Source organism: Streptomyces sp. VRA16 Mangrove soil, from assembly GCF_017377775.1.
In the GTDB taxonomy this organism is placed as follows: domain Bacteria; phylum Actinomycetota; class Actinomycetes; order Streptomycetales; family Streptomycetaceae; genus Streptomyces.
Genome location: NZ_JAFVLN010000003.1, coordinates 64,748 through 87,147 on the forward strand (window position 1 = coordinate 64,748; position 22,400 = coordinate 87,147).

General features: G+C 71.9%; 22 protein-coding genes and 1 riboswitch. Of the genes, 7 read left to right on the top strand and 15 right to left on the bottom strand.

The window, feature by feature from the left end; all coding sequences use genetic code 11:
* Positions 1–35: 35 nt before the first annotated feature.
* Complete coding sequence (locus J3486_RS09645; protein WP_207819789.1) at positions 36–1,415, bottom strand: peptidase C39 family protein; 1,380 nt, start codon at positions 1,413–1,415, stop codon at positions 36–38.
* A gap of 277 nt (positions 1,416–1,692) precedes the next feature.
* Here J3486_RS09645 and J3486_RS09650 point away from each other — a divergent pair, with 277 nt between their 5' ends.
* The 3 genes from J3486_RS09650 to J3486_RS09660 all read left to right on the top strand — a co-directional run bounded on the left by J3486_RS09650 (position 1,693) and on the right by J3486_RS09660 (position 5,150).
* Positions 1,693–2,334: an AAA family ATPase gene (locus tag J3486_RS09650; protein ID WP_307804756.1), complete on the top strand. Its 642-nt coding sequence runs from the start codon at positions 1,693–1,695 to the stop codon at positions 2,332–2,334.
* Positions 2,335–2,767: 433 nt separating this feature from the next.
* On the top strand, positions 2,768–4,633 hold the full coding sequence (locus J3486_RS09655; RefSeq protein ID WP_207819790.1) for an AAA family ATPase: 1,866 nt from the start codon (positions 2,768–2,770) through the stop codon (positions 4,631–4,633).
* 106 nt (positions 4,634–4,739) lie between these two features.
* Entirely contained in the window at positions 4,740–5,150 is a 411-nt protein-coding gene (locus J3486_RS09660) for a hypothetical protein (RefSeq protein ID WP_207819791.1), read from the top strand.
* A gap of 53 nt (positions 5,151–5,203) precedes the next feature.
* On the opposite strand, the gene J3486_RS09665 is transcribed toward J3486_RS09660, so the two are convergent.
* The 9 genes from J3486_RS09665 to J3486_RS09705 form a co-directional block, all read right to left on the bottom strand.
* Positions 5,204–6,280 carry a hemolysin family protein gene (locus J3486_RS09665; protein WP_207819792.1) on the bottom strand — a complete coding sequence of 359 codons (1,077 nt, stop codon included), beginning with the start codon at positions 6,278–6,280 and terminating at the stop codon, positions 5,204–5,206.
* The gene (locus tag J3486_RS09670) at positions 6,277–7,614 is read right to left on the bottom strand and encodes a hemolysin family protein (protein ID WP_207819793.1); all 1,338 of its coding nucleotides are present in this window, start codon (positions 7,612–7,614) and stop codon (positions 6,277–6,279) included. The genes J3486_RS09665 and J3486_RS09670 overlap by 4 nt, the downstream gene beginning before the upstream one ends.
* A gap of 243 nt (positions 7,615–7,857) precedes the next feature.
* The gene (locus J3486_RS09675) at positions 7,858–8,298 is read right to left on the bottom strand and encodes a PH domain-containing protein (RefSeq protein ID WP_207819794.1); all 441 of its coding nucleotides are present in this window, start codon (positions 8,296–8,298) and stop codon (positions 7,858–7,860) included.
* A gap of 11 nt (positions 8,299–8,309) precedes the next feature.
* On the bottom strand, positions 8,310–9,158 hold the full coding sequence (gene hisG, locus J3486_RS09680; RefSeq protein ID WP_207819795.1) for an ATP phosphoribosyltransferase: 849 nt from the start codon (positions 9,156–9,158) through the stop codon (positions 8,310–8,312).
* Between the two features lie 55 nt (positions 9,159–9,213).
* The gene (locus tag J3486_RS09685; protein WP_111665608.1) at positions 9,214–9,486 is read right to left on the bottom strand and encodes a phosphoribosyl-ATP diphosphatase; all 273 of its coding nucleotides are present in this window, start codon (positions 9,484–9,486) and stop codon (positions 9,214–9,216) included.
* 34 nt (positions 9,487–9,520) lie between these two features.
* Positions 9,521–10,006, bottom strand: a complete 486-nt coding sequence (gene ribH / locus J3486_RS09690; RefSeq protein ID WP_207819796.1) for a 6,7-dimethyl-8-ribityllumazine synthase — start codon at positions 10,004–10,006, stop codon at positions 9,521–9,523.
* A gap of 50 nt (positions 10,007–10,056) precedes the next feature.
* Complete coding sequence (locus tag J3486_RS09695; protein ID WP_207819797.1) at positions 10,057–11,337, bottom strand: bifunctional 3,4-dihydroxy-2-butanone-4-phosphate synthase/GTP cyclohydrolase II; 1,281 nt, start codon at positions 11,335–11,337, stop codon at positions 10,057–10,059.
* Positions 11,334–11,978 carry a nicotinamide mononucleotide transporter family protein gene (locus tag J3486_RS09700; RefSeq protein WP_207819798.1) on the bottom strand — a complete coding sequence of 215 codons (645 nt, stop codon included), beginning with the start codon at positions 11,976–11,978 and terminating at the stop codon, positions 11,334–11,336. The genes J3486_RS09695 and J3486_RS09700 overlap by 4 nt, the downstream gene beginning before the upstream one ends.
* Positions 11,975–12,577, bottom strand: coding sequence for a riboflavin synthase (locus J3486_RS09705; RefSeq protein ID WP_207819799.1), 603 nt, complete (start codon positions 12,575–12,577; stop codon positions 11,975–11,977). The genes J3486_RS09700 and J3486_RS09705 overlap by 4 nt, the downstream gene beginning before the upstream one ends.
* Before the next feature lie 158 nt (positions 12,578–12,735).
* Positions 12,736–12,866, bottom strand: a riboswitch (FMN riboswitch).
* A gap of 188 nt (positions 12,867–13,054) precedes the next feature.
* Between J3486_RS09705 and J3486_RS09710 the strand changes: the two genes are divergently transcribed.
* Positions 13,055–13,942, top strand: a complete 888-nt coding sequence (locus J3486_RS09710) for an RNA polymerase sigma-70 factor (protein ID WP_307804757.1) — start codon at positions 13,055–13,057, stop codon at positions 13,940–13,942.
* A gap of 92 nt (positions 13,943–14,034) precedes the next feature.
* Positions 14,035–14,775 (top strand): SDR family oxidoreductase, encoded by a 741-nt coding sequence (locus J3486_RS09715; RefSeq protein WP_207820264.1) that lies wholly within the window; start codon positions 14,035–14,037, stop codon positions 14,773–14,775.
* A 60-nt stretch (positions 14,776–14,835) separates the two neighbouring features.
* Here the strand turns inward: J3486_RS09715 and J3486_RS09720 are convergent, their stop codons facing one another.
* Complete coding sequence (locus J3486_RS09720; protein ID WP_207819800.1) at positions 14,836–15,999, bottom strand: ROK family transcriptional regulator; 1,164 nt, start codon at positions 15,997–15,999, stop codon at positions 14,836–14,838.
* Positions 16,000–16,106: 107 nt separating this feature from the next.
* Between J3486_RS09720 and J3486_RS09725 the strand changes: the two genes are divergently transcribed.
* Positions 16,107–17,333, top strand: coding sequence for an MFS transporter (locus J3486_RS09725; RefSeq protein WP_207819801.1), 1,227 nt, complete (start codon positions 16,107–16,109; stop codon positions 17,331–17,333).
* Here the strand turns inward: J3486_RS09725 and J3486_RS09730 are convergent.
* Together J3486_RS09730 and J3486_RS09735 are read right to left on the bottom strand one after the other, a co-directional pair.
* Positions 17,293–17,742, bottom strand: coding sequence for a hotdog domain-containing protein (locus J3486_RS09730; RefSeq protein WP_207819802.1), 450 nt, complete (start codon positions 17,740–17,742; stop codon positions 17,293–17,295). The genes J3486_RS09725 and J3486_RS09730 overlap by 41 nt on opposite strands.
* Positions 17,743–17,840: 98 nt before the next feature.
* Positions 17,841–19,112 carry an alginate lyase family protein gene (locus tag J3486_RS09735; protein WP_207819803.1) on the bottom strand — a complete coding sequence of 424 codons (1,272 nt, stop codon included), beginning with the start codon at positions 19,110–19,112 and terminating at the stop codon, positions 17,841–17,843.
* A gap of 167 nt (positions 19,113–19,279) precedes the next feature.
* Between J3486_RS09735 and J3486_RS09740 the strand changes: the two genes are divergently transcribed.
* Positions 19,280–20,671: a uracil-xanthine permease family protein gene (locus tag J3486_RS09740; RefSeq protein ID WP_207819804.1), complete on the top strand. Its 1,392-nt coding sequence runs from the start codon at positions 19,280–19,282 to the stop codon at positions 20,669–20,671.
* Here J3486_RS09740 and J3486_RS09745 read toward each other — a convergent pair.
* Together J3486_RS09745 and J3486_RS09750 are read right to left on the bottom strand one after the other, a co-directional pair.
* Entirely contained in the window at positions 20,598–21,377 is a 780-nt protein-coding gene (locus tag J3486_RS09745; protein WP_207819805.1) for a YafY family protein, read from the bottom strand. The genes J3486_RS09740 and J3486_RS09745 overlap by 74 nt on opposite strands.
* 10 nt (positions 21,378–21,387) lie before the next feature.
* The gene (locus J3486_RS09750) at positions 21,388–22,365 is read right to left on the bottom strand and encodes an alpha/beta hydrolase (protein ID WP_207819806.1); all 978 of its coding nucleotides are present in this window, start codon (positions 22,363–22,365) and stop codon (positions 21,388–21,390) included.
* Positions 22,366–22,400: the final 35 nt, after the last annotated feature.

A 22,400-nucleotide genomic window follows, 5' to 3' on the forward strand; every position in this document is an offset into this window, starting at 1 on the left:
GCGAGGGCCCCGTGCTCCGGTTCTCCACGGTGCGGCTAGCGCACTCCGACCGCCGCGAGGGCGCGCCGCTGCGCCGGGGTCGGACGGGCCGGGAAGTACAGATAGCAGACGCCGCCGGTGCCGGAGACGACCTTGCCGGAGGCGTTGTACCGCTTGGTACGGAGCCAGATGTTTTCCCACTCGGAGCGCTTGTAGACGCGGCGCACGGCGTCGTCGCTCGGCGAGGCCGGGTCATTGGCGATCACGTCGCCGTCGGCGGTGAAGCCGATGACCGTCATCAGGTGCCCGGAGGTGCCGTACCCGGCGCCGGTCAGCTCGGTCTTCAGGAACGACTGGGACGTTATGGCCGGGATGCCGGCCGCGATCAGCGTCTCCAGGTCGGTGAGCGAGCCGAGCCGGGTGACGACGCCCTGGAGGTCCTTGTACGTCGACGCGTACGCCGCGTTGAACGGCCAGTTGCCGCAGCCCTCGTACTGGTAGTCGAACGTGTTGCGGGCCGCGAGGCAGACCTGCGGGTCGGCGTAGCTCGGGTCGACCCAGGCGAGCTGCTGGGCCGTGGGCTTCCGCCCCCAGTACTCGATGATCATCTGCGAGGAGGTGGGGCTGCACCAGGCCTCGCCGCCGTTGTCGTACTGCGGGTACTGGCCGGCGTGGATCTCCTGCGAGTAGCGCGGGACCGGCAGCTCCTTGGCGAGCCCCGGGGTGGAGGCCGGCACGGTGAAGCGGTCGGGGATGTCCGAGCCCATGGCGCCGAGCCGCCAGACGGTGGGCGCGGCCTTGGTGCCGGGCGTGCGCAGCAGGGTGAGCTTCAGCGCGTACGAGACGAGGCGCAGGCCCGACGCGGCGTCGTCGATGGAGAAGGTGTCGGTCCAGATGCTCGACTTGCCGTCGCTCTGGTCGTCGACCGAGGTGCGGCGGATGTCGACGGTCTCGTCGTCGCCCGCGGTCCAGCGGCCCATCACGTACCAGGGCGTCGTCGTGCCGTCCGAGTACGTGCCCTGGAGCTCGACCTGGATCCAGGTGCCGGCGGGGGTGTGCGCGTTCCAGGAGGCGATGACCTCGGTCGCGGGCACGCTGAGCCGGTGGACCGGGGAGGTCCAGGTCGCGTACTCCCAGTCGGCCGTCCTGTTCAGGTGCGGGTCGGTGTACGTCGTCGTACCGACGGGGGTGGCGAGGGTGACGGCGGGGCGGGCGCCGGCGACGACACGGGTGCCGCGGAGGGTGCCGGAGCGCCAGTCCGTGTACGTGGTCCAGGCGCGGTTGTCCACGAGTCGGGCGGCGGCCAGTCCCTGGGCGGCCGCCGCGGCGGGGACGGCGGAGGCGGCAGTGGCGGCGAGCGCGACGCCCGCGGCCGCGGCGAGCACGGTTCTGCGAGACGGGGAAGCGGCCGGAGTCGGCCGGTCGGGGCGGGTCATCGGGAGGAACCCCCTGTCGACGGAGCGAACGGAGTGAACGGCTTCAGCTTCGACGGAACGGAACGGAACGAAGCGAACGGACGGATCGGACAGGTCGGACGGGACGGGCGCGCGGGGTGTGTCCCTGGAGGAACAGTGCGCCAACTATGGCTTCCGGAGCGGGATTTCCACCAGCGTTTCGGGGTGACCCCGGCCCACCAATATTGGTCTTCACCACTGGCATGACCTGCGGCGGCGTCGGCGAAACCGATCCGGGCGGCGACGTACCCTTGCGGCCGTGGACTCTTCGCACGTGCCCCTCGCCCAGTACGCCGACCGGCTGCGCCGGCTGCCGCCCTTCTGCGGCCCGGTCCGCCTCGTCGGCGTCGACGGGCACGCGGGCTCCGGCAAGTCGACCTTCGCGGACCGCCTCGCGCGGGCGCTCGGCGGGGCACCGGTCCTGCACCTCGACGACATCGCGAGCCACGACGCCCTCTTCGCGTGGACCGAACGCCTGCGCGCCCAGGTCCTCGATCCGCTCTCCCGCGGCGAGACCGCGCGCTACGAGACGTACGACTGGCACGCCCGCCGGTTCGGCGAGGCGCGCCAACTGCCGCCCGCCGAGGTGGTCCTGGTCGAGGGCGTGGGTGCCGGGCGCCGGGCCGTGCGCCCCTTCCTCGCCGAACTGGTGTGGATGGATCTGCCGCGTGAGGCGGCGTGGGAGCGCGGGCGCAGCCGGGACGGAGAGGCGCAGCGAGCGTTCTGGGACGGCTGGATCCCGGCGGAACGAAAGCACTTCACCGAGGATCCTTCGCGGCCGTTCGCCAAGGAATTGGTAAGAGAGTGCCCGGAGGGATACGAGATGCGCGAAGGACCTGCTGGGACCGCACAGAATCCCGGCTTCATCACTCACCGTGAGGAACCGCCAGCGGTGCGCTGACCCAACAGAAAGCGCCTTCCGCCAGTTTCCGCGAGTGCCCCAACTCGGCTTGACCCAGGGGCCGTACAGGACTTACGTTCTCAATGTGCGGCCTTTCGGGACCGCCCGCAGACGCGAAGCCCCCGGTTGTTCCCCCGTGATCGGGGGCTTCGTTCTGCCTTCAACACCCTTTCGAGGGTGCTCCGAGGCGCTCTTCGTTCACCCTGAGTCACCCTCCGGCACCGCGCTCACCTGCGCCGAATCCCCCGCTGCCGCACCGTGCCGCCCCGATCCGACCCTGTTGCGCCCTTCGGCACGCCCTGTGCCCGCAGGTACGATGCCTCTCGGTGCGGCCTCTGGACGGCACGCTGTCCGCATCGTGGCAACTCCCGTCCATGACAGCTTGGTTCAGGGCGGATCAGGTTCATCGGGGGCACGGCTTGTGGGGGACGTGATGGACTTCGGCACTGGGGCACCACCGGCGGGCCCGGCCGACCTCGCCTGGCTGCGAGGCGTCGACGCCTACACGATGGGCGCGTATCCGCAGGCGGAGGAGGAGTTCAGGGCCGCCGTCCGGATGGACCCGGGCATGGCCGACGGCTGGCTCGGGCTGCACGCGCTGCGCATCGACACGACGACGGCGCTGCTGCGGATGTTCCGGCACCGCGACCGCTTCGGCGAGCAGCGCGGTCGGCACCGGCGCACGCTCAACTCCTGGTACTGGCTGGGCTGGTGGGTGCAGCCGGTCCTGGAGCACCCGCGCGATCTGTTACTGGCGCACGCCTCGCACTGGCTGGACGGCCGCCATGTCCCGGACCTGGACCGGGCGTTGGCGACGCTGCCGCCGGCGGACGCGGATCCGCAGGTGCGGTTCCTGCACGCCTGCCGGGCCTATCTGGTCAAGGACTGGGAGCAGTTGGTCCGGCACACGGAGCCGCTGGTCGACGATCCCATGCTCGGCATCGAGGCCGGGCTCTTCGGCGGGATGGCGCGGGTGCGCCTGGAGATGTACGGCCAGGCCGAACCGCTGCTCTCCTCGGCCCTGATGCGCTGTCGCAGCGAGCAGCCGCAGCGCAAGGAGCTGCGGTACTGGCTGGCGCGGGCGCACGAGGGCACGGGCCGCTCGGCCGCGGCGCTGCCGCTGTACCGGGCGGTGCACCGGGTCGACCCCGCGTTCATGGACACCTCGGCGCGGCTCGCGGCGATCACCGAGGGAGACGGGTACGGGGACCTCGGGGACGCCACCGATCTCGCCCCGATGTCGCTGACGGGATATCAGGACGGTTCGGAGGGCGGCGAGTCCGTCGATCCGCTCTTCGCGAGCGACGGGCGGGATCTGAAGGTCTCCGAGCCCGATCTGCCGCCGCCCGGCGGCACCCCGGACGATCCGGACATGGTGCGTGAGAAGGCCGTGGTGCCGGTGGAGCCGCCGCTGCCGCCGGGGCCCGCCGATCCGGCGCTGCTCGAAGAGGCCCTCGCCGAGCTGGAGTCGATGGTCGGCCTGGAGCCGGTGAAGCGTCAGGTGAAGGCGCTGTCGGCCCAGTTGAACATGGCGCGGCTGCGCGCCGGGCAGGGTCTGCCCGTCCAGCCGCCGAAACGACACTTCGTCTTCTCCGGCCCCTCCGGCACCGGAAAGACCACCGTGGCCCGCATTCTCGGCCGGGTCTTCTACGCGCTCGGGCTGCTCGGCGGCGACCATCTGGTGGAGGCGCAGCGGGCCGACCTGGTCGGCGAGTACCTCGGCCAGACCGCGGTGAAGGCCAATGAGCTGATCGACTCGGCGATGGGCGGGGTGCTCTTCGTCGACGAGGCGTACGCGCTCTCCAACTCCGGGTACGGCAAGGGCGACGCGTACGGCGACGAGGCGCTCCAGGTGCTGCTGAAGCGGGCCGAGGACAACCGCGACCACCTGGTGGTGATCCTCGCCGGCTACCCCGAGGGCATGGACCGGCTGCTCGCCGCCAACCCAGGACTGTCGTCGCGCTTCACGACGCGGGTCGACTTCCCCTCGTACCGCCCCCTCGAACTCACCTCGATCGGCGAGGTGCTCGCCGCGGAGAACGGGGACGTGTGGGACGAGGAGGCCCTGGAGGAGCTGCGGTCCATCGCCGGGCACGTCGTCGACCAGGGCTGGATCGACGAGCTCGGCAACGGACGCTTTCTGCGGACGCTGTACGAGAAGTCCTGCGCCTACCGTGACCTGCGGCTCACCGGGTATCTGACGGAACCGTCCCGGGACGATCTGGCGACGCTGCGGCTGCCCGATCTGATGCAGGCGTACGGCGAGGTGCTGTCGGGGCGCGGGCCGAGCGGTCCGTGACGTGGCGTGGTCCGCTACTTTCGGCGGACCGCCCCGCTACCGAAGTCGCGTCCGTACAGCCCATCGGCCGATGCGGGGCCGCGGCCCCGCGGGCGACGATCGGTGCATGAACACAGCACAGGAGTTTCCCGCCGCGGCGCCGTACATCGGCGCGACGGCGGACGAGCTGAGCCGGATGACCACGGCGGACAAGGTGGCCGGCGGCGTCAGCCAGAAGGCACTGTTCCAGCGGCGCGGGACGCTCACGCTCGACGAGCGCGGTCTCGTCCTGGGCGGCTGGGGCGACGGCGGCGACCTGGTCCTCGGGCACGGCGACGTGACCGACGTCCGGGTCGAGTTCACCGACCTGTACGGGCGCTTCATCGGGGGGCTGCTCAACGCGGGCAAACCGCTGATCCTGACGGTCGCGGGCGTCGGCGAGATCTATCTGCTGGTCGACCGCAAGGAGTTCATGGAGACGACCGACGACCGGGCGTGGGCCGAGCGCATCCGGGCCTGGCGCGCGACGGCGGGCTGAGGGGCCCCGTAGGACCCCTCAGCCCGCCGCCCGGACCGGCACTCGGCCCGTGATCAGGCCGGGACGCCCTCCCGGTTCCGGGCCGGCGGCACCGTCGGCTCGTCCCGGTGGGCCGGGTCGCGGACCTCGCCGACCAGGAGTTCCAGTACGTCCTCCAGCGCGACCAGGCCGAGCACCCGGCCGGAGGCGTCCGCCACCTGGGCCAGGTGGGTGGCCGCCCGGCGCATCACCGTGAGGGCGTCGTCCAGGGGCAGTTCGGCGCGCAGGGTCGTCATCGGGCGCCAGATGTGCTGGGGCACGGCACGGTCCGTGTCGGGCCCCTCCATCAGGTCGAGGACATCCTTGACGTGCAGGTATCCCATGAACGCGCCGGAGTCAGCGCAGATCGGGAAGCGGGAGTAGCCGGTGCGGCCCGTGAGGGCGATGACCTCGGCCGGGGTGACCGAGGGGCCGACCGTGACCAGGGACGCCTGGGCGAGCAGGACGTCCGTGACCGGGCGCGAGCCCAGCTCCAGGGCGTCCTCCAGGCGCTCCTGCTCCTCGGGGTCGAGGAGCCCCGCCTGGCCCGCGTCCTCCACCATGCGGTTGAGCTGCTCGCTGGTGAAGACCGCCTCGACCTCGTCCTTCGGTTCGACCCGGAAGAGCTTGAGGATCAGGCGGGCGCAGGCGCCGAGCGCGATCGTGATCGGCTTGCACAGACGGGCGAAGGCCACGAGACCGGGGCTGAACCACAGTGCGGTCTTCTCCGGCGCGGCCATCGCCAGGTTCTTGGGGACCATCTCGCCGATGACGAGATGGAAGAAGACGACCGCGGCGAGCGCGATCACGTACCCCAGCGGGTGGATCATGCCGTGCGGCAGGTGGATCGCCTCGAAGAGCGGTTCCAGGAGCTTGGCCACCGTGGGCTCGGCGACCGCGCCGAGCGTCAACGAGCAGACGGTGATGCCGAACTGGGCCGCCGCCATCATCTGCGGCAGGTGTTCGAGCCCGTACAGGACCTGGCGGGCGCGCTTGCCCGGGATGGGTTCGATCTGGCTGCGGCGGACCGAGACCAGGGCGAACTCGGCTCCGACGAAGAAGCCGTTGGCCAGCACCAGCAGGGCGGCGAAGAGGAGTTGCAGGGCGCTCATCGGGCCGCCTCCAGGGCAGCGGCGGGCTGCTCGGCCGTCCGTACTATGCGGACGCGTTCGGCGCGGTAGTGGTCGACCTGGCGCACGGAGAGCTTCCAGCCGGGGAGTTCGGCCTTGTCGCCGGGGGCCGGGATGCGGCCGAGGAGGTCGGCGACGAGTCCGGCCACGGTCTCGTACGGGCCCTCGGGGACGTCGAGTCCTATGCGGCGCAGGATGTCGACGCGGCAGCCGCCGTCGGCGTCCCAGGCGGGGCGGCCGTCCTCGGGCGGCGCGGCGGCCAGCTCGGGCAGGTCGAGACCGTCGTGCTCGTCGCGGACCTCGCCGACGAGTTCCTCCACGATGTCCTCCAGGGTGACGACGCCCGCGGTGCCGCCGTACTCGTCGACGACGACGGCCATCGGCTGCTCGCTGCGCAGCCGGGCGAGCAGCGGCTGGACCGGGAGGGTCTCGGGGATCAGCAGCGGGGCCTGGGCGATCCGGCTCACCGGGGTGCGCAGCCGCTCGTGCGCGGGCACGGCGAGGGCGTCCTTGAGGTGGACGACGCCGATGACCTCGTCGATCCGCTCCCGGTAGACGGGGAAGCGGGACAGGCCGGTGGCGCGGGTCAGATTGACCACGTCCTCGGCGGTCGCGGAGGCCTGGAGCGCGCTGACCTTCACGCGGGGGGTCATGACGTGCTGCGCGGTGAGCTCGGCGAGCGAGAGGGTGCGCACGAACAGGTCGGCCGTGTCCTGCTCCAGGGCGCCGGCCTGCGCGGAGTGCCGGGCCAGCGAGACGAGTTCGCCGGGGGTGCGGGCGGAGGCCAGTTCGTCGGCGGGCTCGACGCCGAGCGCGCGGACGAGCCGGTTCGCGACCGCGTTCAGCAGGGCGATCACCGGGCGGAAGAGGCGGGCGAAGACCGACTGCGGTCCGGCCACGAAACGGGCCACCTGGAGCGGCTTGGACACCGCCCAGTTCTTGGGCACGAGTTCGCCGATCACCATCTGCACGGCGGCGGCGAGCAGCATGCCGACGACCACCGAGATCCCGCTCGCCGCGCCGCCGGGGACACCGACGGCGGTGAACGGGCCGTGCAGCAGCTCGGCGAGGGCCGGCTCGGCGAGCATGCCGACGACCAGCGAGGTGATGGTGATGCCGAGCTGGGTGCCGGAGAGCTGGAAGGAGAGTTCCTTCAGGGCGCTCACGACGGTGCGGGCGCGCTTGTCGCCCGCGGCCGCGGCCTGTTCGGCGTCGGGGCGCTCCACCGTGACGAGGCCGAACTCGGCCGCCACGAAGAAGCCGTTGGCGAGGATCAGGAGAAAGGCGGCCGCGAGAAGCAGCAACGGGACTGTCATGCCGCCGCCTCCAGGGACGTACGCGCGCGAGGCGCGGTATGTCGGGAGGGGGCGGCGCAGGTACTACCGGACGATCCGTCCATCGCTGGAGGGAGTCACTCCTCGGTTAGCAGGAGCCCCGGGGCGCGTACCCCGGAGGCAGGACGGCTCTCGGCGCACGCCCTGCCACCAGATTAATCAACTCCGGGCGCCTGTCGTCAGGGGCGGCGCCCCCAAGTCGACCCGGAGCCTGTGCCGTGCGCGTCAGCCCTGCACCGTGCCCCGCGACTCCGCCAGCGCGCGCAGCGCCTTCGCGTCGCGGATCGCGCTCTTCTTGGCGAGGCCCGGCTGGATGCCCATCGCGGCCATGCTGGTGCCGTCGGTGAGGTTGAGGAACACCCACGGGTCGCCGGGGCGCAGGTTCACCTGGACGATCTCCGCCCAGGCCAGACGGCGGCTGCGGGCGATGTTGACGACCGTGACGCCCTCGTCGTCGGCGACCACCTTGGGGCGGGCCAGCAGGGCCAGGACGCCCCAGAAGAGGGCCGCGGTGAAGATGAAGCTGAACTTCTCCCCCGCGCTCATCTCGCCCAGGACCAGCGCGATGACGGTGATGGTCACGAAGGACGCGGCGCCGAGCGTGTGCAGCACCGCGCGGGTGTGCCCCGGCTGGAAGGTGACCGGCAGAGCAGGAGTGTCGGACATGGCTCGGGCTCTCAGAGGCGGCAGGCGTGGATGGCCGTGGTGAGGATGGCCCGCGCGCCCAGTGCGTACAGGTCGTCCATGATGCGCTGCGCGTCCTTGGTGGGGACCATGGCGCGGACGGCGACCCAGCCCTCGTTGTGCAGCGGGGAGACCGTCGGGGACTCCAGGCCCGGGGTCAGCGCGACGGCCTTCTCCAGGTGCTCGGCGCGGCAGTCGTAGTCCATCATCACGTACGAACGGGCGACGAGGACGCCCTGCAGGCGGCGGAGGAACTGCTGCACCTTGGGGTCGTCCTCGGCGGCGCCCTTGCGGCGCACGACGCAGGCCTCGGACTTCATGATCGGGTCGCCGAAGACCTCAAGCCCCGCGTTGCGCAGCGAGGTGCCGGTCTCGACGACGTCGGCGATGGCCTCGGCGACACCGAGCTCGATGGCGGTCTCGACGGCGCCGTCGAGGTGGACCACGGAGGCGTCGACGCCGCGCTCGGCGAGGTACTTGCCGACGATGCCCTCGTAGGACGTGGCGATCGTCTTGCCCGCGAGGTCGGCCAGGTCCTTGACGGCACCGGGGCGCGACGCGAAGCGGAAGGTGGAGCGGGCGAAGCCGAGCGGCAGGATCGCCTCGGCGTTCGCGTTCGAGTCGATCAGGAGGTCCTGGCCGGTGATGCCGATGTCGAGCTTGCCGGAGGACACGTAGATCGCGATGTCCTTCGGGCGGAGGTAGAAGAACTCCACCTCGTTGTCCGGGTCGACCGTGACGAGTTCCTTGGACTCCTTGCGCTGGCGGTATCCCGCCTCATGGAGCATCGCCGACGCAGGTCCGGACAGTGAACCCTTGTTGGGGACGGCGATGCGCAGCATGAGGCGGGATTCCTTTGCGTGATCAGGGAGTGGGGAGCAAACGGGGCGGTACGGCTCAGAGGTGGGCGTACACGTCGTCGAGGGAGATGCCGCGGGCGACCATCATCACCTGGACGTGGTAGAGCAGCTGCGAGATCTCCTCGGCGGCTGCGTCCTTGCCCTCGTACTCGGCGGCCATCCAGACTTCGGCGGCCTCCTCGACGACCTTCTTGCCGATGGCATGGACACCCTTGCCGACCAGTTCAGCGGTGCGGGAAGTGGCGGGGTCGCCGGTGGCGGCCTTCTGCTGGAGCTCGGTGAAGAGCTCCTCGAACGTCTTATTGGACATGGTGACCCCTACTTTACGCGGCCCGCCCGTGCCCCTAACGCCAGGGCTCCGCGACCGTACGCAGCGTGGTCGCGGTGGCGACCGCCGCGGTGACGGCCTCGTGTCCCTTGTCCTCGCTGGAGCCCTCGATCCCGGCGCGGTCCAGGGCCTGCTCCTCGGTGTCACAGGTGAGCACGCCGAAGCCGACGGGGACGCCGGTGTCGACGGAGACCTGGGTGAGGCCGTTGGTCACGCCCTGGCACACGTAGTCGAAGTGCGGGGTGCCGCCGCGGATGACGACACCGAGCGCGACGATCGCGTCGTAGCCGCGGCCCGCGAGGACCTTGGCGACGACCGGCAGCTCGAAGCTGCCGGGGACGCGCAGCACGGTGGGCTCGCTGATGCCCAGCTCGTTCAGGGCGCGCAGGGCGCCGTCGACCAGACCGTCCATGACCTTCTCGTGCCACTGGGCGGCGATGACGGCCACGCGCAGGTCGCCGCAGTTCTTCACGCTCAGTTCGGGTGCACCCTTGCCGCTCACGCGCTTCTCCTCGTATTTGCGGTATGTACATAAATGGGTCGACGGTCGGTTTACTGGTTGCTGCAGGCGGACGTGCGGGGCGCGTCCAGCCAGGGCAGGTCGTGGCCCATCCGGTCGCGCTTGGTGCGCAGGTACCGGAGGTTGTGCTCGCCCGCGGTGATCGGCATCGGCACGCGGGCGGTGACCGCGATGCCGTACCGGGTGAGGGCGTCGGTCTTGTCGGGGTTGTTGGTCATCAGGCGCAGGCTGTGCACGCCGAGGTCCTGGAGGATCTGGGCACCCGCGGCGTAGTCCCTGGCGTCGGCGGGCAGGCCGAGCTCCAGGTTGGCGTCGAGGGTGTCGCGGCCCTGCTCCTGCAGCTCGTAGGCGCGCAGCTTGGACAGCAGGCCGATGCCGCGGCCCTCGTGGCCGCGCAGGTAGACGATGACGCCGCGGCCGGCCTCGACGACGCGGCGCATCGACTCCTCCAGCTGGGGGCCGCAGTCGCAGCGCTGGGAGTGGAAGATGTCGCCGGTCAGGCACTCGGAGTGGACGCGGGTCAGCACGTCCGCCCCGTCACCGATCTCGCCGTGGACCAGGGCCACGTGCTCGACCCCGTCGACCGTGGAGCGGTAGCCGTACGCCGTGAAGTCGCCGAAGGCGGTGGGCAGTTGGACGGTGGCCTCGCGCTTGACGGTCGGCTCGGCCGAGCGCCGGTACGCGATCAGGTCCTCGATGGAGATGATCGTCAGGCCGTGCTTGCGGGCGAACGGGATCAGCTCGGGCAGGCGCAGCATGACGCCGTCCTCGCCGGCGATCTCCACGATGGCGCCGGCCGGGCGCAGGCCCGCGAGTCGGGCCAGGTCGACGGCAGCCTCGGTGTGGCCGTTGCGGACCAGCACGCCGCCTTCCTTGGCGCGCAGCGGGAAGATGTGGCCGGGCCGCACGAAGTCGGTGGCCTCGGCGCGGCCGGAGGCGAGGAGCCGGAGCGTGGTGGCGCGGTCGGCGGCGGAGATGCCGGTGGTCACGCCGTGCGCGCCGGAGGCGTCGACGGAGACGGTGAAGGCGGTCTTCATCGACTCCGTGTTGTTGCCGACCATCTGCGGCAGGTCGAGCCGCTCCAGTTCGGCGCCCTCCATGGGGGCGCAGATCAGGCCGCGGCACTCGCTCATCATGAAGGCGACGATCTCGGGCGTGATCTTCTCGGCGGCGACGACCAGGTCGCCCTCGTTCTCCCGGTCCTCGTCGTCGACGACCACGACGGGGCGGCCCGCCGCGATGTCGCGGACGGCCTGCTCGACCGGGTCCAGGGCGAAGTCCTCGGCGTCGTACAGAACGGTTGCCGTGCTCATGCGTGGGCTCCTTCGAGGGCGGGGGCCGCGGCCGTACGGGACCGCAGCCACCAGTCGCGCATGCCCCACAGGACGAGCGCGCCGTAGATGACGTAGACGAAGCCGGAGAAGGCGAAGCCGTTGGCGAAGTTCAGCGGGACGCCGACGGCGTCGACCAGCAGCCAGGCGAACCAGAACTCGACCATGCCGCGCGCCTGGGCGTACATGGCGACGACGGTGCCGACGAAGATGTACGCGTCCGGCCACGGGTCCCAGGACAGGGTCGGGAACGCGGTGAACAGGCCGCCCACGGCGAGCGTGCCGACGGCGGCGGCGCCGACGAGGGCACCGCGCTCGCGCCAGGTCGCGAACCGGACGGCGACGGAGCCGTCCTGCGCCTGGCTCTTGCCGCGGTTCCACTGCCACCAGCCGAAGAGGGCGACGACGATGACGACGATCTGCTTGCCCGCGCTGCCGGACAGGTGCGCGGAGGCGAAGGCGGTGAACAGGATCGCGCCGGAGATCAGCTGCGCGGGCCAGGTCCATATGGAGCGGCGCCAGCCGAGGGCGAGGGCGATCAGGCCGATGGTGTTGCCGATCATGTCGGACCAGAGGATGTGCTGGCCGAAGATCGTGAATGCCTCGGTGTTGAGCCAGTTCACTTGGATTCCCCCTGTGCCGCGAGCATCCGCTCGACGTACTTGGCGATGACGTCGACCTCGAGGTTGACCGGGTCGCCCGCCTGCTTGATGCCGAGCGTGGTCAGGGCGAGGGTGGTCGGGATGAGGCTGATGGTGAAGTAGTCGGCCGCGGCCTCGACGACGGTGAGGCTGACGCCGTCGACCGTGATGGAGCCCTTCTCGACCACGTAGCGCGAGAGCTCCGCGGGCAGCGAGATCTTGACGATCTCCCAGTGCTCGGAGGGGGTGCGCTCCAGGACCGTGCCGGTGCCGTCGACGTGGCCCTGCACGATGTGTCCGCCGAAGCGGCCGTCGGCCACCATCGGGCGTTCGAGGTTCACGCGGGAGCCGACGGCGAGGGCGCCGAGGCTGGAGCGCTTGAGGGTCTCGGCCATGACGTCGGCGGTGAACGCGTCGTCCCCGTGCTCGACGACGGTGAGGCACACGCCGTTGACGGCGATGGAGTCTCCGTGTGTGGCGCCCTCGGTGACGACGGGGCCGCGGACACGGAAGCGACATGCGTCATCGAGCGTCTCGATGGCGGTGATCTCGCCCAGCTCTTCGACGATTCCGGTGAACACGACCCGGGTCCTCCCTCTAGGGGCCTGGACTCCGGGGCACTGTCGTACGACGACGACAGAACGTACGGACGATGACACCGGGAGCGACAACGCCGGATGCAGGACACCGCTCGCGGTGCCCGAAACAGTCGGCGACGCGCACACTGGGTGCCCGCCCGCCGCGCACTGCCTCCCATCCGGACTTTAACCGTCGGTCCAGGAATTTCACCTGGTCAACCGGTCACTGGACGTGACCGGGTCGCGGACTGTAACCGCCGGTTCGGACTTTCACCGACCCCGGAGTGCGCTGCTTCTGGTACAGGGCCAGTGTGCCACGTCCGATCGATGTGCATGCATGAGATCGCTGTGGGGTGACTCACAGGGCGCGCCCATGGTTTCCGCTCCCCTTCGGGAATATGTGCGCCAACTGGCGCGGCGGGGCCGTTGGTTGAGCGGATCCCTCGCCGGCCTCGGCGCGCGCTCTGGCACGCTGGTGCGGTGACGACCGACCGGATCGCCGTGTTCGAGCAGCTGCGCCCGCGGATGGTGGGACTCGCCTATCGCATGCTGGGCTCCGTCCAGGAGGCGCAGGACACCGTGCAGGACGCGTATCTGCGGCTGCACGCCACCGAGCCGGACGCGGTGCTGAACCTGGGGGCCTGGCTCGCCAAGGTCGTCACCAACCTCTGTCTCAACCGCCTCACCTCGGCCCGCGTGCAGCGGGAGCAGTACGTGGGTCCATGGCTGCCCGAGCCCGTGCTCACGGCGGACGGCACGCTGGGGCCGCTGGACTCGGCCGAGCAGCGGGACTCGGTCTCGGCCGCGCTGCTCGTCCTGCTGGAACGCCTCACGCCGACCGAGCGGGCGGTGTACGTGCTGCGGGAGGCGTTCGCGTACGGGTATCGCGAGATCGCCGACGTGATCGATCTCAGCGAGGCCAACTGCCGCCAGCTGTACCGGCGCGCGCGGGCGCGTGTGGTCGCCGACGAGGCCCGGTTCGAGCCGTCGCCACAGGTGCGGCACGACCTGGTGGAGGCGTTCGTGGACGCGGCCCGCGAGGGCGACCTGGCGGGCCTGGAGAAGCTGCTCGCCGCCGATGTGACCTGGTGGGGCGACGGTGGCGGCAAGGCGTCCGCGGCGCGCAGGCCCGTCGAGGGGCGCGAGAAGGTGCTGCGGTTCCTGGCGGGCACCTGGGAGCGGTTCGGCGCGGGCGTGGACCTCTTCGTCGCCGAGGTCAACGGCGCGCCGGGGATGGTGGCGCGGCGCGGGGACACCCTCTTCTGCGTCGTCACGTTCGATGTGCGCGACGGGGCGCTGGCCACCGCGCGGGCCGTGCTCAACCCGGACAAGCTGGAGTACCTGGAGCGGCAGCTGGCCGCGCTCTGACGGCCGTGTCACAAACGCGCGGGCTCGCCGGTTCTCTGTGGTGACGGGCGCCCCACGAGGGGGCGTCCGCGCAGAAGGGGCTGATGAGAGCGATGACCACGATCCTGGTGACCGGCGGGACCGGAACGCTCGGCCGGCTCGTCACCGAGCGGCTGCGGGGCGAGGGGCACGAGGTGCGGGTACTGAGCAGGCACGCCGAGCCGTACGCCGTGGACCTGCGCGCGGGCGGGCCCGCGCTCGACCGGGCCGTCGAGGGCGTGGACGTGATCGTGCACTGCGCCTCGTCCACGCGGGGCGGCGACGAGGAGGCGGCGCGGCATCTGATCGACGCCGCGCGCCGGGCGGGCGTCGCGCATCTCGTCTACATCTCCATCGTCGGCGTGGACCGGGTGCCGTTCGGCTACTACAAGGCGAAGCTCGCGGTGGAGCGGCTGGTGACGGAGTCGGGGCTCGGCTGGACCGTGCTGCGCACCACGCAGTTCCACGATCTCGTCCGTACGGTTGTGGCGGCGTCGGCGCGGCTGCCGGTGATGGTGCTGCCGTCGGGCGTCGCCGACCAGCCGATCGAGGTGGCCGAAGTCGCGGACCGGCTGGCCGAGTTGGCGGGCGGGCCCCCCGCGGGGCGGGTGGCGGACATGGGCGGACCGGAGGTGCGGGGCCTCGCCGACCTGGCCCGGGAGTATCTGCGGGCCGCAGGGAAGCGGCGGGCCGTGGTGTCGGTGCCGCTGTTCGGGCGGACGTACCGGGCGTTCCGGGACGGGGGGCATCTGGCGCCGGAACAGGCCGTGGGGAAGGGCACGTTCGGGGAGTTCCTGGAGCGCCGTTCGTCCTGAGGGACGTGGGCTCGTGCGGGTGCGCGGGTGGTGGCCGAACGGTTCCTCGCGCCCCCGAAGCTACGACGCGAACACCGCCTCCTGCGCCGCCTCCTGGGCCATCAGAAGGGCCCCGCGCAGCACCGCCCCACCGCCGAGTTGTCCGGGCCGCACCTCGGTGACCAGCGGGGACATCCACCGGAGCCGGGCGGCGACCCGTTCGGCGAGTACGTCGCCGCCCGCCCGGCCGACCTCACCGGCGAGGACGACGCAGCCCGGGTCGAGGACGGCGACGACGGCCGCCGCCCCGAGGACGACCCGGTCGGCGAGCGCGTCCAGGAACGGGTCCGCGCCGTCGGCCACCGCCTCCCGTACGACCTCCGCGGCCCGCTCGACCGGCGCCCCGGGCCCCACGAGCCCGTGCGCCACGGCGAGTTCGAGGATCGCCGCCGAGCCGGCGAGCGAGTGGAAGCCCCCGTCGCAGGCGGTCGCCGAGGGCAGTCCGGCCGTGCCGGGCACGGGCAGGAACCCGACCTCGCCGGCGCCGCCGGAGGCCCCGCGGCGCAGCTTCCCGTTCAGGACGACGGCCGCGCCGATGCCGAGTCCGAGCCAGAGCAGGACGAACTCGTCCCGGTCCCGGGTGGCGCCGTCGCGCTGTTCGGCGAGGGCGGCGAGGTTCGTCTCGTTCTCCACCAGCACCCGCGCGGGGAGCCGTTCCTGCAGGGCGGCGACCAGGCGGCGGTGCCACTCGGGCAGGCCGGAGGAGTCGCGCAGTTCGCCGGTCGCGGGGTCGATGAGGCCGGGCGCGCCGATGCCGACGGTGTGCAGCGGCTCGGCGCCGGCCTCCTTCGCCGTGCGTTCGACGAGCGCGACGGCCCGCTCGACGGCGGCCCCCGTCGGCTCCCCCACGTCGACGGGGACCGACGCCTCGGCGAGCACGGCGCCCAGCAGGTCGCAGACGGCCACCCGGACGCCCTCGGTGCGCACGTCGAGGGCGGCGAGATGGGCGCGGCCGGCGACGATCCCGTACAGCTTGGCGTTCGGGCCGCGCCGCTGGGCGCCCGCCTCCCCGACGACCGCGATCAGGCCGGAGGCCGTGAGGCGTTCCACGAGGTCGGCGACGGTGGGCCGGGACAGCCCGGTGAGCTCCTTCAGCTGCGTCGCGGTGAGCGGGCCCTCTGTCTGCAGGAAGCGCAGGGCGAGCCGGTCGTTGATGGCTCGGGCGGTCCTCGGCGATGCGGGCATGGCGGGATCCTACGCGGAAACGGGTTAACTATCAGGCAGGGTTCCTGATAGTTTACGCCAGCACCGTGAGGGACGAGCGTGGAGATGGACCGGGAGGGGCCCGCGGGATGAGCGAAATGACGTACGGGACAAGGGAGTTGAGGCGGGCGCGCTATGCCGTCGCGGCCGTCTTCTGTGTCCATGGGGCCGTGACGGGTTCGTTCGCGACCCGGGTGCCCTGGATCCAGGAGCACGCGGGGATCGGCGCGGGCCAGCTCGGGCTCGCGCTCGCCTTTCCCGCGATCGGCGCGTCGGTGGCGATGCCGCTGGCGGGGAGCATCAGCCACCGGTTCGGGGCGCGGACCGCGCTGCGCGGACTGCTGGCCCTGTGGACGCTGGCGCTGACCCTGCCCTCGCTCGCCCCGAACCTGCTGACGCTCTGCGCGGCCCTCTTCGTCTACGGTGCCTCGGCCGGCATGGCGGACGTGGCGATGAACGCGCTCGGCGTCGAGGTCGAGAACCGCCTCGACAAGTCGATCATGTCGGGCCTGCACGGCATGTGGAGCGCCGGCGCCCTGATCGGTTCGGCGGGCGGCACGCTCGCCGCGCATCTGGGCGCGGACGCCCGGCTGCACCATCTGCTGGCCTCGGCCGTGCTGACCGTCGTCGGGTTCACGGCCTGCCGGTGGGTGCTCGATCTGCGGCCGGCGGAGGACGAGGAGCCGCCGCCGCGGTTCGCGCTGCCGCCCAGGTCGGCGCTGCTGATCGGCGCGGTCGGGTTCTGCGCGGTCTTCGCGGAGGGCGCGAGCCTGGACTGGTCGGCGGTCTACCTCAAGGACGTGCTGGACACGTCGGCCGGGCTCGCGGCCGCCTGCACCACCGGCTTCACGCTCACCATGGCGATCGCGCGGATCGCGGGCGACAAGGTGGTGGACCGCTACGGGGCCGTGCGCACCGTCCGGGTCAGCGGGGTCGGCGCCGCGCTCGGCGCCCTGCTCGTGGTGGTGGCCCCGAACCCGGTCGTCGCGATGGCCGGATTCGGACTGCTCGGCCTCGGTATCGCGGTGGTCGTGCCGCTGGCCTTCGCGGCGGCCGGGCGCAGCGGCCCGAACCCGAGCCTGGCGATCGCCGGAGTCGCCACGATCACGTACACCTCAGGACTGGTCGCGCCCTCGGCGATCGGCACGATCGCCCAGGCGACGAGCCTGGTGGTGTCGTTCGGCCTGGTCACCGTGCTCGCGTGCGGGCTCGCGGTGTTCGCGGGGGTGCTGCGGGCCGGTGACCGGAAGGCCGGCGGGAGGGTGCCGGAGCAGCTCAGTCCCGCGGCAGCAGCAGATCCTGCGCGGAAGCCCTGAGGGTGTCGCTCCAGCGCGCGGGGCGCAGCGTCGCCGGGTCGAGCCGGACCAGGACGCGCGTCCCGCGGGCGTACGTGGTCGCGCCGTCCGCGGAGCAGAAGCGGAAACCGTAGGTCAGGCCGGTGTTCCCGAGCCGCTCGATCCACAGGTGGACGGCGTAGCCGCCGGGGCGCAGGACCGGGGCCTCGTAGCTGATGGAGAGTTCCTTGACGGCGTTGCAGAAGTCGCCCGCCGCGTCCCAGTCACCCTCGAAGACCAGGCCGCGCTCGTTCCACAGCGCGGTCCAGGCGCGCTCGACGAGCACGGGGTAACGGGCGTTGTGCAGCATGCCGAGCGCGTCGAGGTCGTCGAAGTGGACGTCGACGGGGACAAGACGGCCGATGAGTCGGTCGGGGGCGACGGCGGTCACGGATGGGGCTCCCGGTGCGGTGCGTGATGGAGCCCCATCGTAAGTGGCCTGACTAAGCAAACGCTCATCAGAACGGCGTGACCTGCGCCTCAGCCCGGTCAGCCGGCGATCGAGTCCAGTTGCTCGGCCGCGGGCCGCAGCGCCCACAGGTCACCGCCGGGCGGTTCCTCCAGGTGCGGCACGGCCGCCTGCGCGGCCCGGTCCCCCGCGTCGGCCGCCGCGTGCACGACGTCGCTCGCCGCGAACCGCTTGAACTCCAGCTCCGGGTGCGGCCACGCGGCCTGTCCGGTCGCCGCGGGCAGCAGATAGTCCACGGCCTTGAACAGGCTCTGTCCGTCCGGCCCCTGATACGCCCACAGGTCGACACCGACGTGCCGTCCGATGGCGGCGAGCCGGGTGTAGGCCACGAGGTCGAAGGTCGAGTAGTGCCAGCTGCGGGTGCGCGCGAGCTCCTGCGGCTGGGTGCCGTCGCCGGCGATCTGGGAGTCGATGCGCTTCGTACGGGCGTCGAGGACGGTGCGGCGGGCGAGGGCGGTGTCGCCGGTGGCGTAGGCGAGGGCGGCGACCTGCATGTCGTAGAAGGTGCCGTGGTTGTTGTCGGCCGCGCCCTCCTGCCGGCCGAAGTCGCTGTTCACGAGCCAGTCCAGGAAGTCCTTGTTCCAGTCGGCCATGCCCGCGCGGTCGCCCTTCGACCAGCCCGGGGCCCCGCCGGCGAGCAGCGCGACCGCGTCGACGACGCTCGTGTACGACTGCGAGAAGTCGATGATGCCGATGGCACGGCCGTCGTACTTGCACGGGATGAACTGGGCGTGGTTCAGATTCGGGTTCATCTTGGTGCCCGGGTCGAGGAACCAGGTGCGCAGCACCTGCCCGGCCTTGACCGCGTACTTCTTCTCGCCCGTGTAGTACCAGGCGAGCGCCAGGTCGTACGTCGAGTCGAAGACCTTCTCGACGTCCTGGCGGTCGGTGCCGGTGTCGACCTCGGGATTGCGCTGTCCGTCCTTCTGAACGTAGGGGCAGCCCCAGGGGTTGTCGGCGGTCGGGGTGGTGGAGGGCCACCAGTAGGGGGCCTGGCTCAGATAGTCGTGGACGTCGCCGCCGGGGGCGGGCTTCGGTTTGTCGACGACGGTCCAGGGGCCCTGATCCAGCCATGCGTCGGCGCGTCCGGCCAACGCCCTCACGGACGCGCGCAGTTGAGGGTCACCGTGGGCGTACCTGAGCTTGGCCCGCTGGAGGCGTTCGCCGTCCAGGACAGCGGTCCGTGGGGCGGATTCACGGGCGGCCGCCCCGGCGGCGGGGACGAGGACGGCGGCCAGGGCCGCGGCGGCCGCGACCAGGGCACCGAGGCGGGTCCGGGTTCTTGCGTGCATGGCACACTCCCGTCATGACAGTTCACGAGTATGAACGTCGTTCGTCATTCAGACCGGGCGAGCGTAGATCCGTAGCTTCCTCCAGGCAACGGGCACGGCAAGAACTCGTACTTACGTCGCATTAACATGAGGCGATCGATTCAGGCCACAGAAAGCAGAGTGCGCGCATGGACCTCGGTGTCCGCTGGAAACTTCACGGCGACGGGCGCACCCCGGCACCCGGCGCCGTCGTCCGTCCCGACGAGCGGCTGTCGTGGCCGCGCACGATCGGGCTCGGCGCCCAGCACGTGGTGGCCATGTTCGGCGCGAGTTTCGTCGCGCCCGTGCTGATGGGTCTCGACCCGAACCTCGCCATCATGATGTCCGGTGTCGCGACGGTCATCTTCCTGCTGGCCACGCGCGGCCGGGTGCCCAGCTACCTGGGCTGTTCGCTTTCCTTCGTGGGTGTCGCGGCCGTCATCCGGGCCTCGGGCGGCGACAGCGCGACCGTCACCGGCGCGGTCTTCGTCGTCGGTGTCGTGCTCTTCCTCGTCGGTGTCGCGGTGCAGAAGTTCGGGGCGCGGATCATCCACGCCGCGATGCCGCCGATCGTCACCGGCGCGGTCGTCATGCTGATCGGCTTCAACCTGGCTCCGGTGACCGCCTCCACGTACTGGCCGACGGACCAGTGGACGGCTCTGCTGGTGATGCTGTTCACCGGTTTGGCCGTGGTGTGCCTGCGCGGTTTCTGGTCCCGGATCGCGATCTTCCTGGGCCTGATCTTCGGTTACGCGATCTCGTGGCTCTTCGACCAGGTCTTCGGCAAGATCCACTCGACGAACGGCGGCACCGAGGCCGTCGACCACTGGCGTCTTGACCTCTCCGGCGTCGGCAAGGCCGACTGGATCGGTCTGCCGTCCTTCCACGCCCCGTCGTTCCAGTGGTCGGCGATCCTCGTCGCGCTGCCCGTCGTCATCGCCCTGATCGCGGAGAACGCCGGTCATGTGAAGGCCGTCGGCGAGATGACCGGCGACAACCTCGACGACAAGCTCGGCACCGCGATCTCCGCGGACGGCGTCGCGTCCATGCTCTCCACCGCGGTCGGCGGCCCGCCCAACACCACGTACTCCGAGAACATCGGCGTCATGGCCGCGACCCGCGTCTACTCCACGGCGGCGTACTGGGCCGCGGCCGGTTTCGCCCTCCTCTTCGGTCTGTGCCCGAAGTTCGGCGCGATCGTCGCCGCGATCCCCGGCGGTGTCCTCGGCGGCATCACGGTCATCCTCTACGGCATGATCGGCCTGCTCGGTGCCCAGATCTGGATCAACGCCAAGGTCGATCTGCGCAACCCGCTGAACCTGGTCCCGGCCGCCGCGGGCATCATCATCGGCGTCGGCAACGTGTCGCTGAAGTTCACCGACAACTTCTCGCTGAGCGGGATCGCCCTCGGCACGATCGTCGTCATCACCGGCTATCACGCGCTGCGGGCGATGGCCCCCGCGCACCTCAAGACGCAGGAGCCGCTCCTCGACTCGGGGACGTCGACGTACGACGAGACCGCGGCGGGGAAGCAGCAGTAGCGAGGTCCGCCAGGGCGCCGGGCGGCGCCGCGCCCGCCCCGGCCGAGCCGAGCAGCAGTCCGGACAGGTCGTGCGGGCGGGCGGCCTCGTCGACCGGGGCCGCGGCCGTGATCCGGTCGAGCCGGAAGCCGCGCCCGGCCCGCCGGGTGCGGCACCAGGCGATGAGGTACCAGCGGCCCTCGGCGGTGAGCAGCCCGGCCGGTTCGACGTCGCGCTCGCTCTCCTGGCCGGCCGCGTCGGTGTAGGTCAGGCGGAGCACGCACTGCTCGGCGAGGGCCCGTTCCACCGCGCCCCGGATCCCGCCGTCGTGGCGCGGCGGCAGGGCCACGATCCGCTCGGCGAGCTCCCGCGCGGCGACCGCCCCCGGCCCGGACAGGGCGGCGGCGATCTTCTGGGCCGCGGTGCGGGCCGCGTCCGCGTAGGGCGTGGCGGCGTCGACCGTGGCGAGCGCGGCGGTCAGCGCCGACGCCTCGTCGGCGGTGAGCCGGATCGGCGGCAGCGTGGTCCGCGGGTCGACGGCCCAGCCGCCGCCCCGCCCGGTCACCGCGCGCACCGGCACCCCGCTGTGCATCAGGGCCTGGAGGTCGCGCTGCACGGTACGCGCGCTGACCTCGAAGCGGGCGGCGAGCGCGGCGACGGTCACCGGCCGGGGCGCCGCCGCGCGCAACTCCTCGACGAGGGCGTAGAGCCGGGCGGTTCGGTCCATGCGCGGGACGCTACCGGCCCGCCGCGGCGAGGTACTCCTCCTGCCGCCGCTGTTCCCGTTCGGTGATCGTCAGCGGGAACAGGGTGAAGCCGTGCATCGCCCCGGCGACGACACCGAGTTCCACCGGCGCCTGCCAGCGCGCCGCCAGGAACAGCGAGTCGTCGAGCAGCGGGTCCTCGGTGCCGACGACCAGCCGGACGGGCGGCAGCCCGGACAGGTCCGCGTAGAGCGGCGAGATCCCGGGGCTGCGCCGCCGCTCCTCCCCCGTCCCGGGGATCAGCCGTTCGTACGCGGCGCGCAGCGACTCCGTGTCGGTGAGCAGCCGGCGGACGCCGAACCTGCGCTGGCTCGGTGTCATCGACAGGTCGTACGCGCCGAAGAGCAGGTTCGCCGCGCGGAACGCGCCGGTGATGCCGTCCTCGTCGCGCAGCCGCAGCAGGGTCAGGACACTGAGGTGGGCGCCGGCCGACTCGCCGCCGATGAGCAGCCTTTCGGTGCCGAACTCGGCGGCGGCGTGCCGCACCAGCCAGCGGGCGGCGGCCGCGCAGTCGTCGGGCCCGGCCGGGAACGGGTGCTCGGGCGCGAGCCGGTAGTCGACGCTCACCACGGCCAGGCGCGCCGCGCGGGCGAGCCGCCACAGCCGCTCGTCCTGCCCGTCCGCGGAGCCGAACGCCCAGCCGCCGCCGTGCAGATGGAGGTACACGCCCTCGACGCACTCCGGCACGAAGACCCGGACCGGGACGCCGCCCGCCACGATCCGGTCCCGTCCCTGCGGCAGCCGCACGGGCGGGGTGTCGCCGCCGAGCCGGTTGCGGCGCAGCCGGGCGAGCGCGTCCGCGTCGAGGTCCGTCCGGGGCGCGGCGGGCGCCGCGGCCGCGAAGTCCTCGTTGAACTTCAGGGTCTCGGCGAGGCAGTCCTGGTCGGTGCGCAAGGTGCGCAGGGTGGTCGTCGTGGTCGTCGCGCGTCTCGTCGTGCGTGTCGTCGTCATGCCCCTGACGGTCGCAGGGGCCCGCGACCACGTCG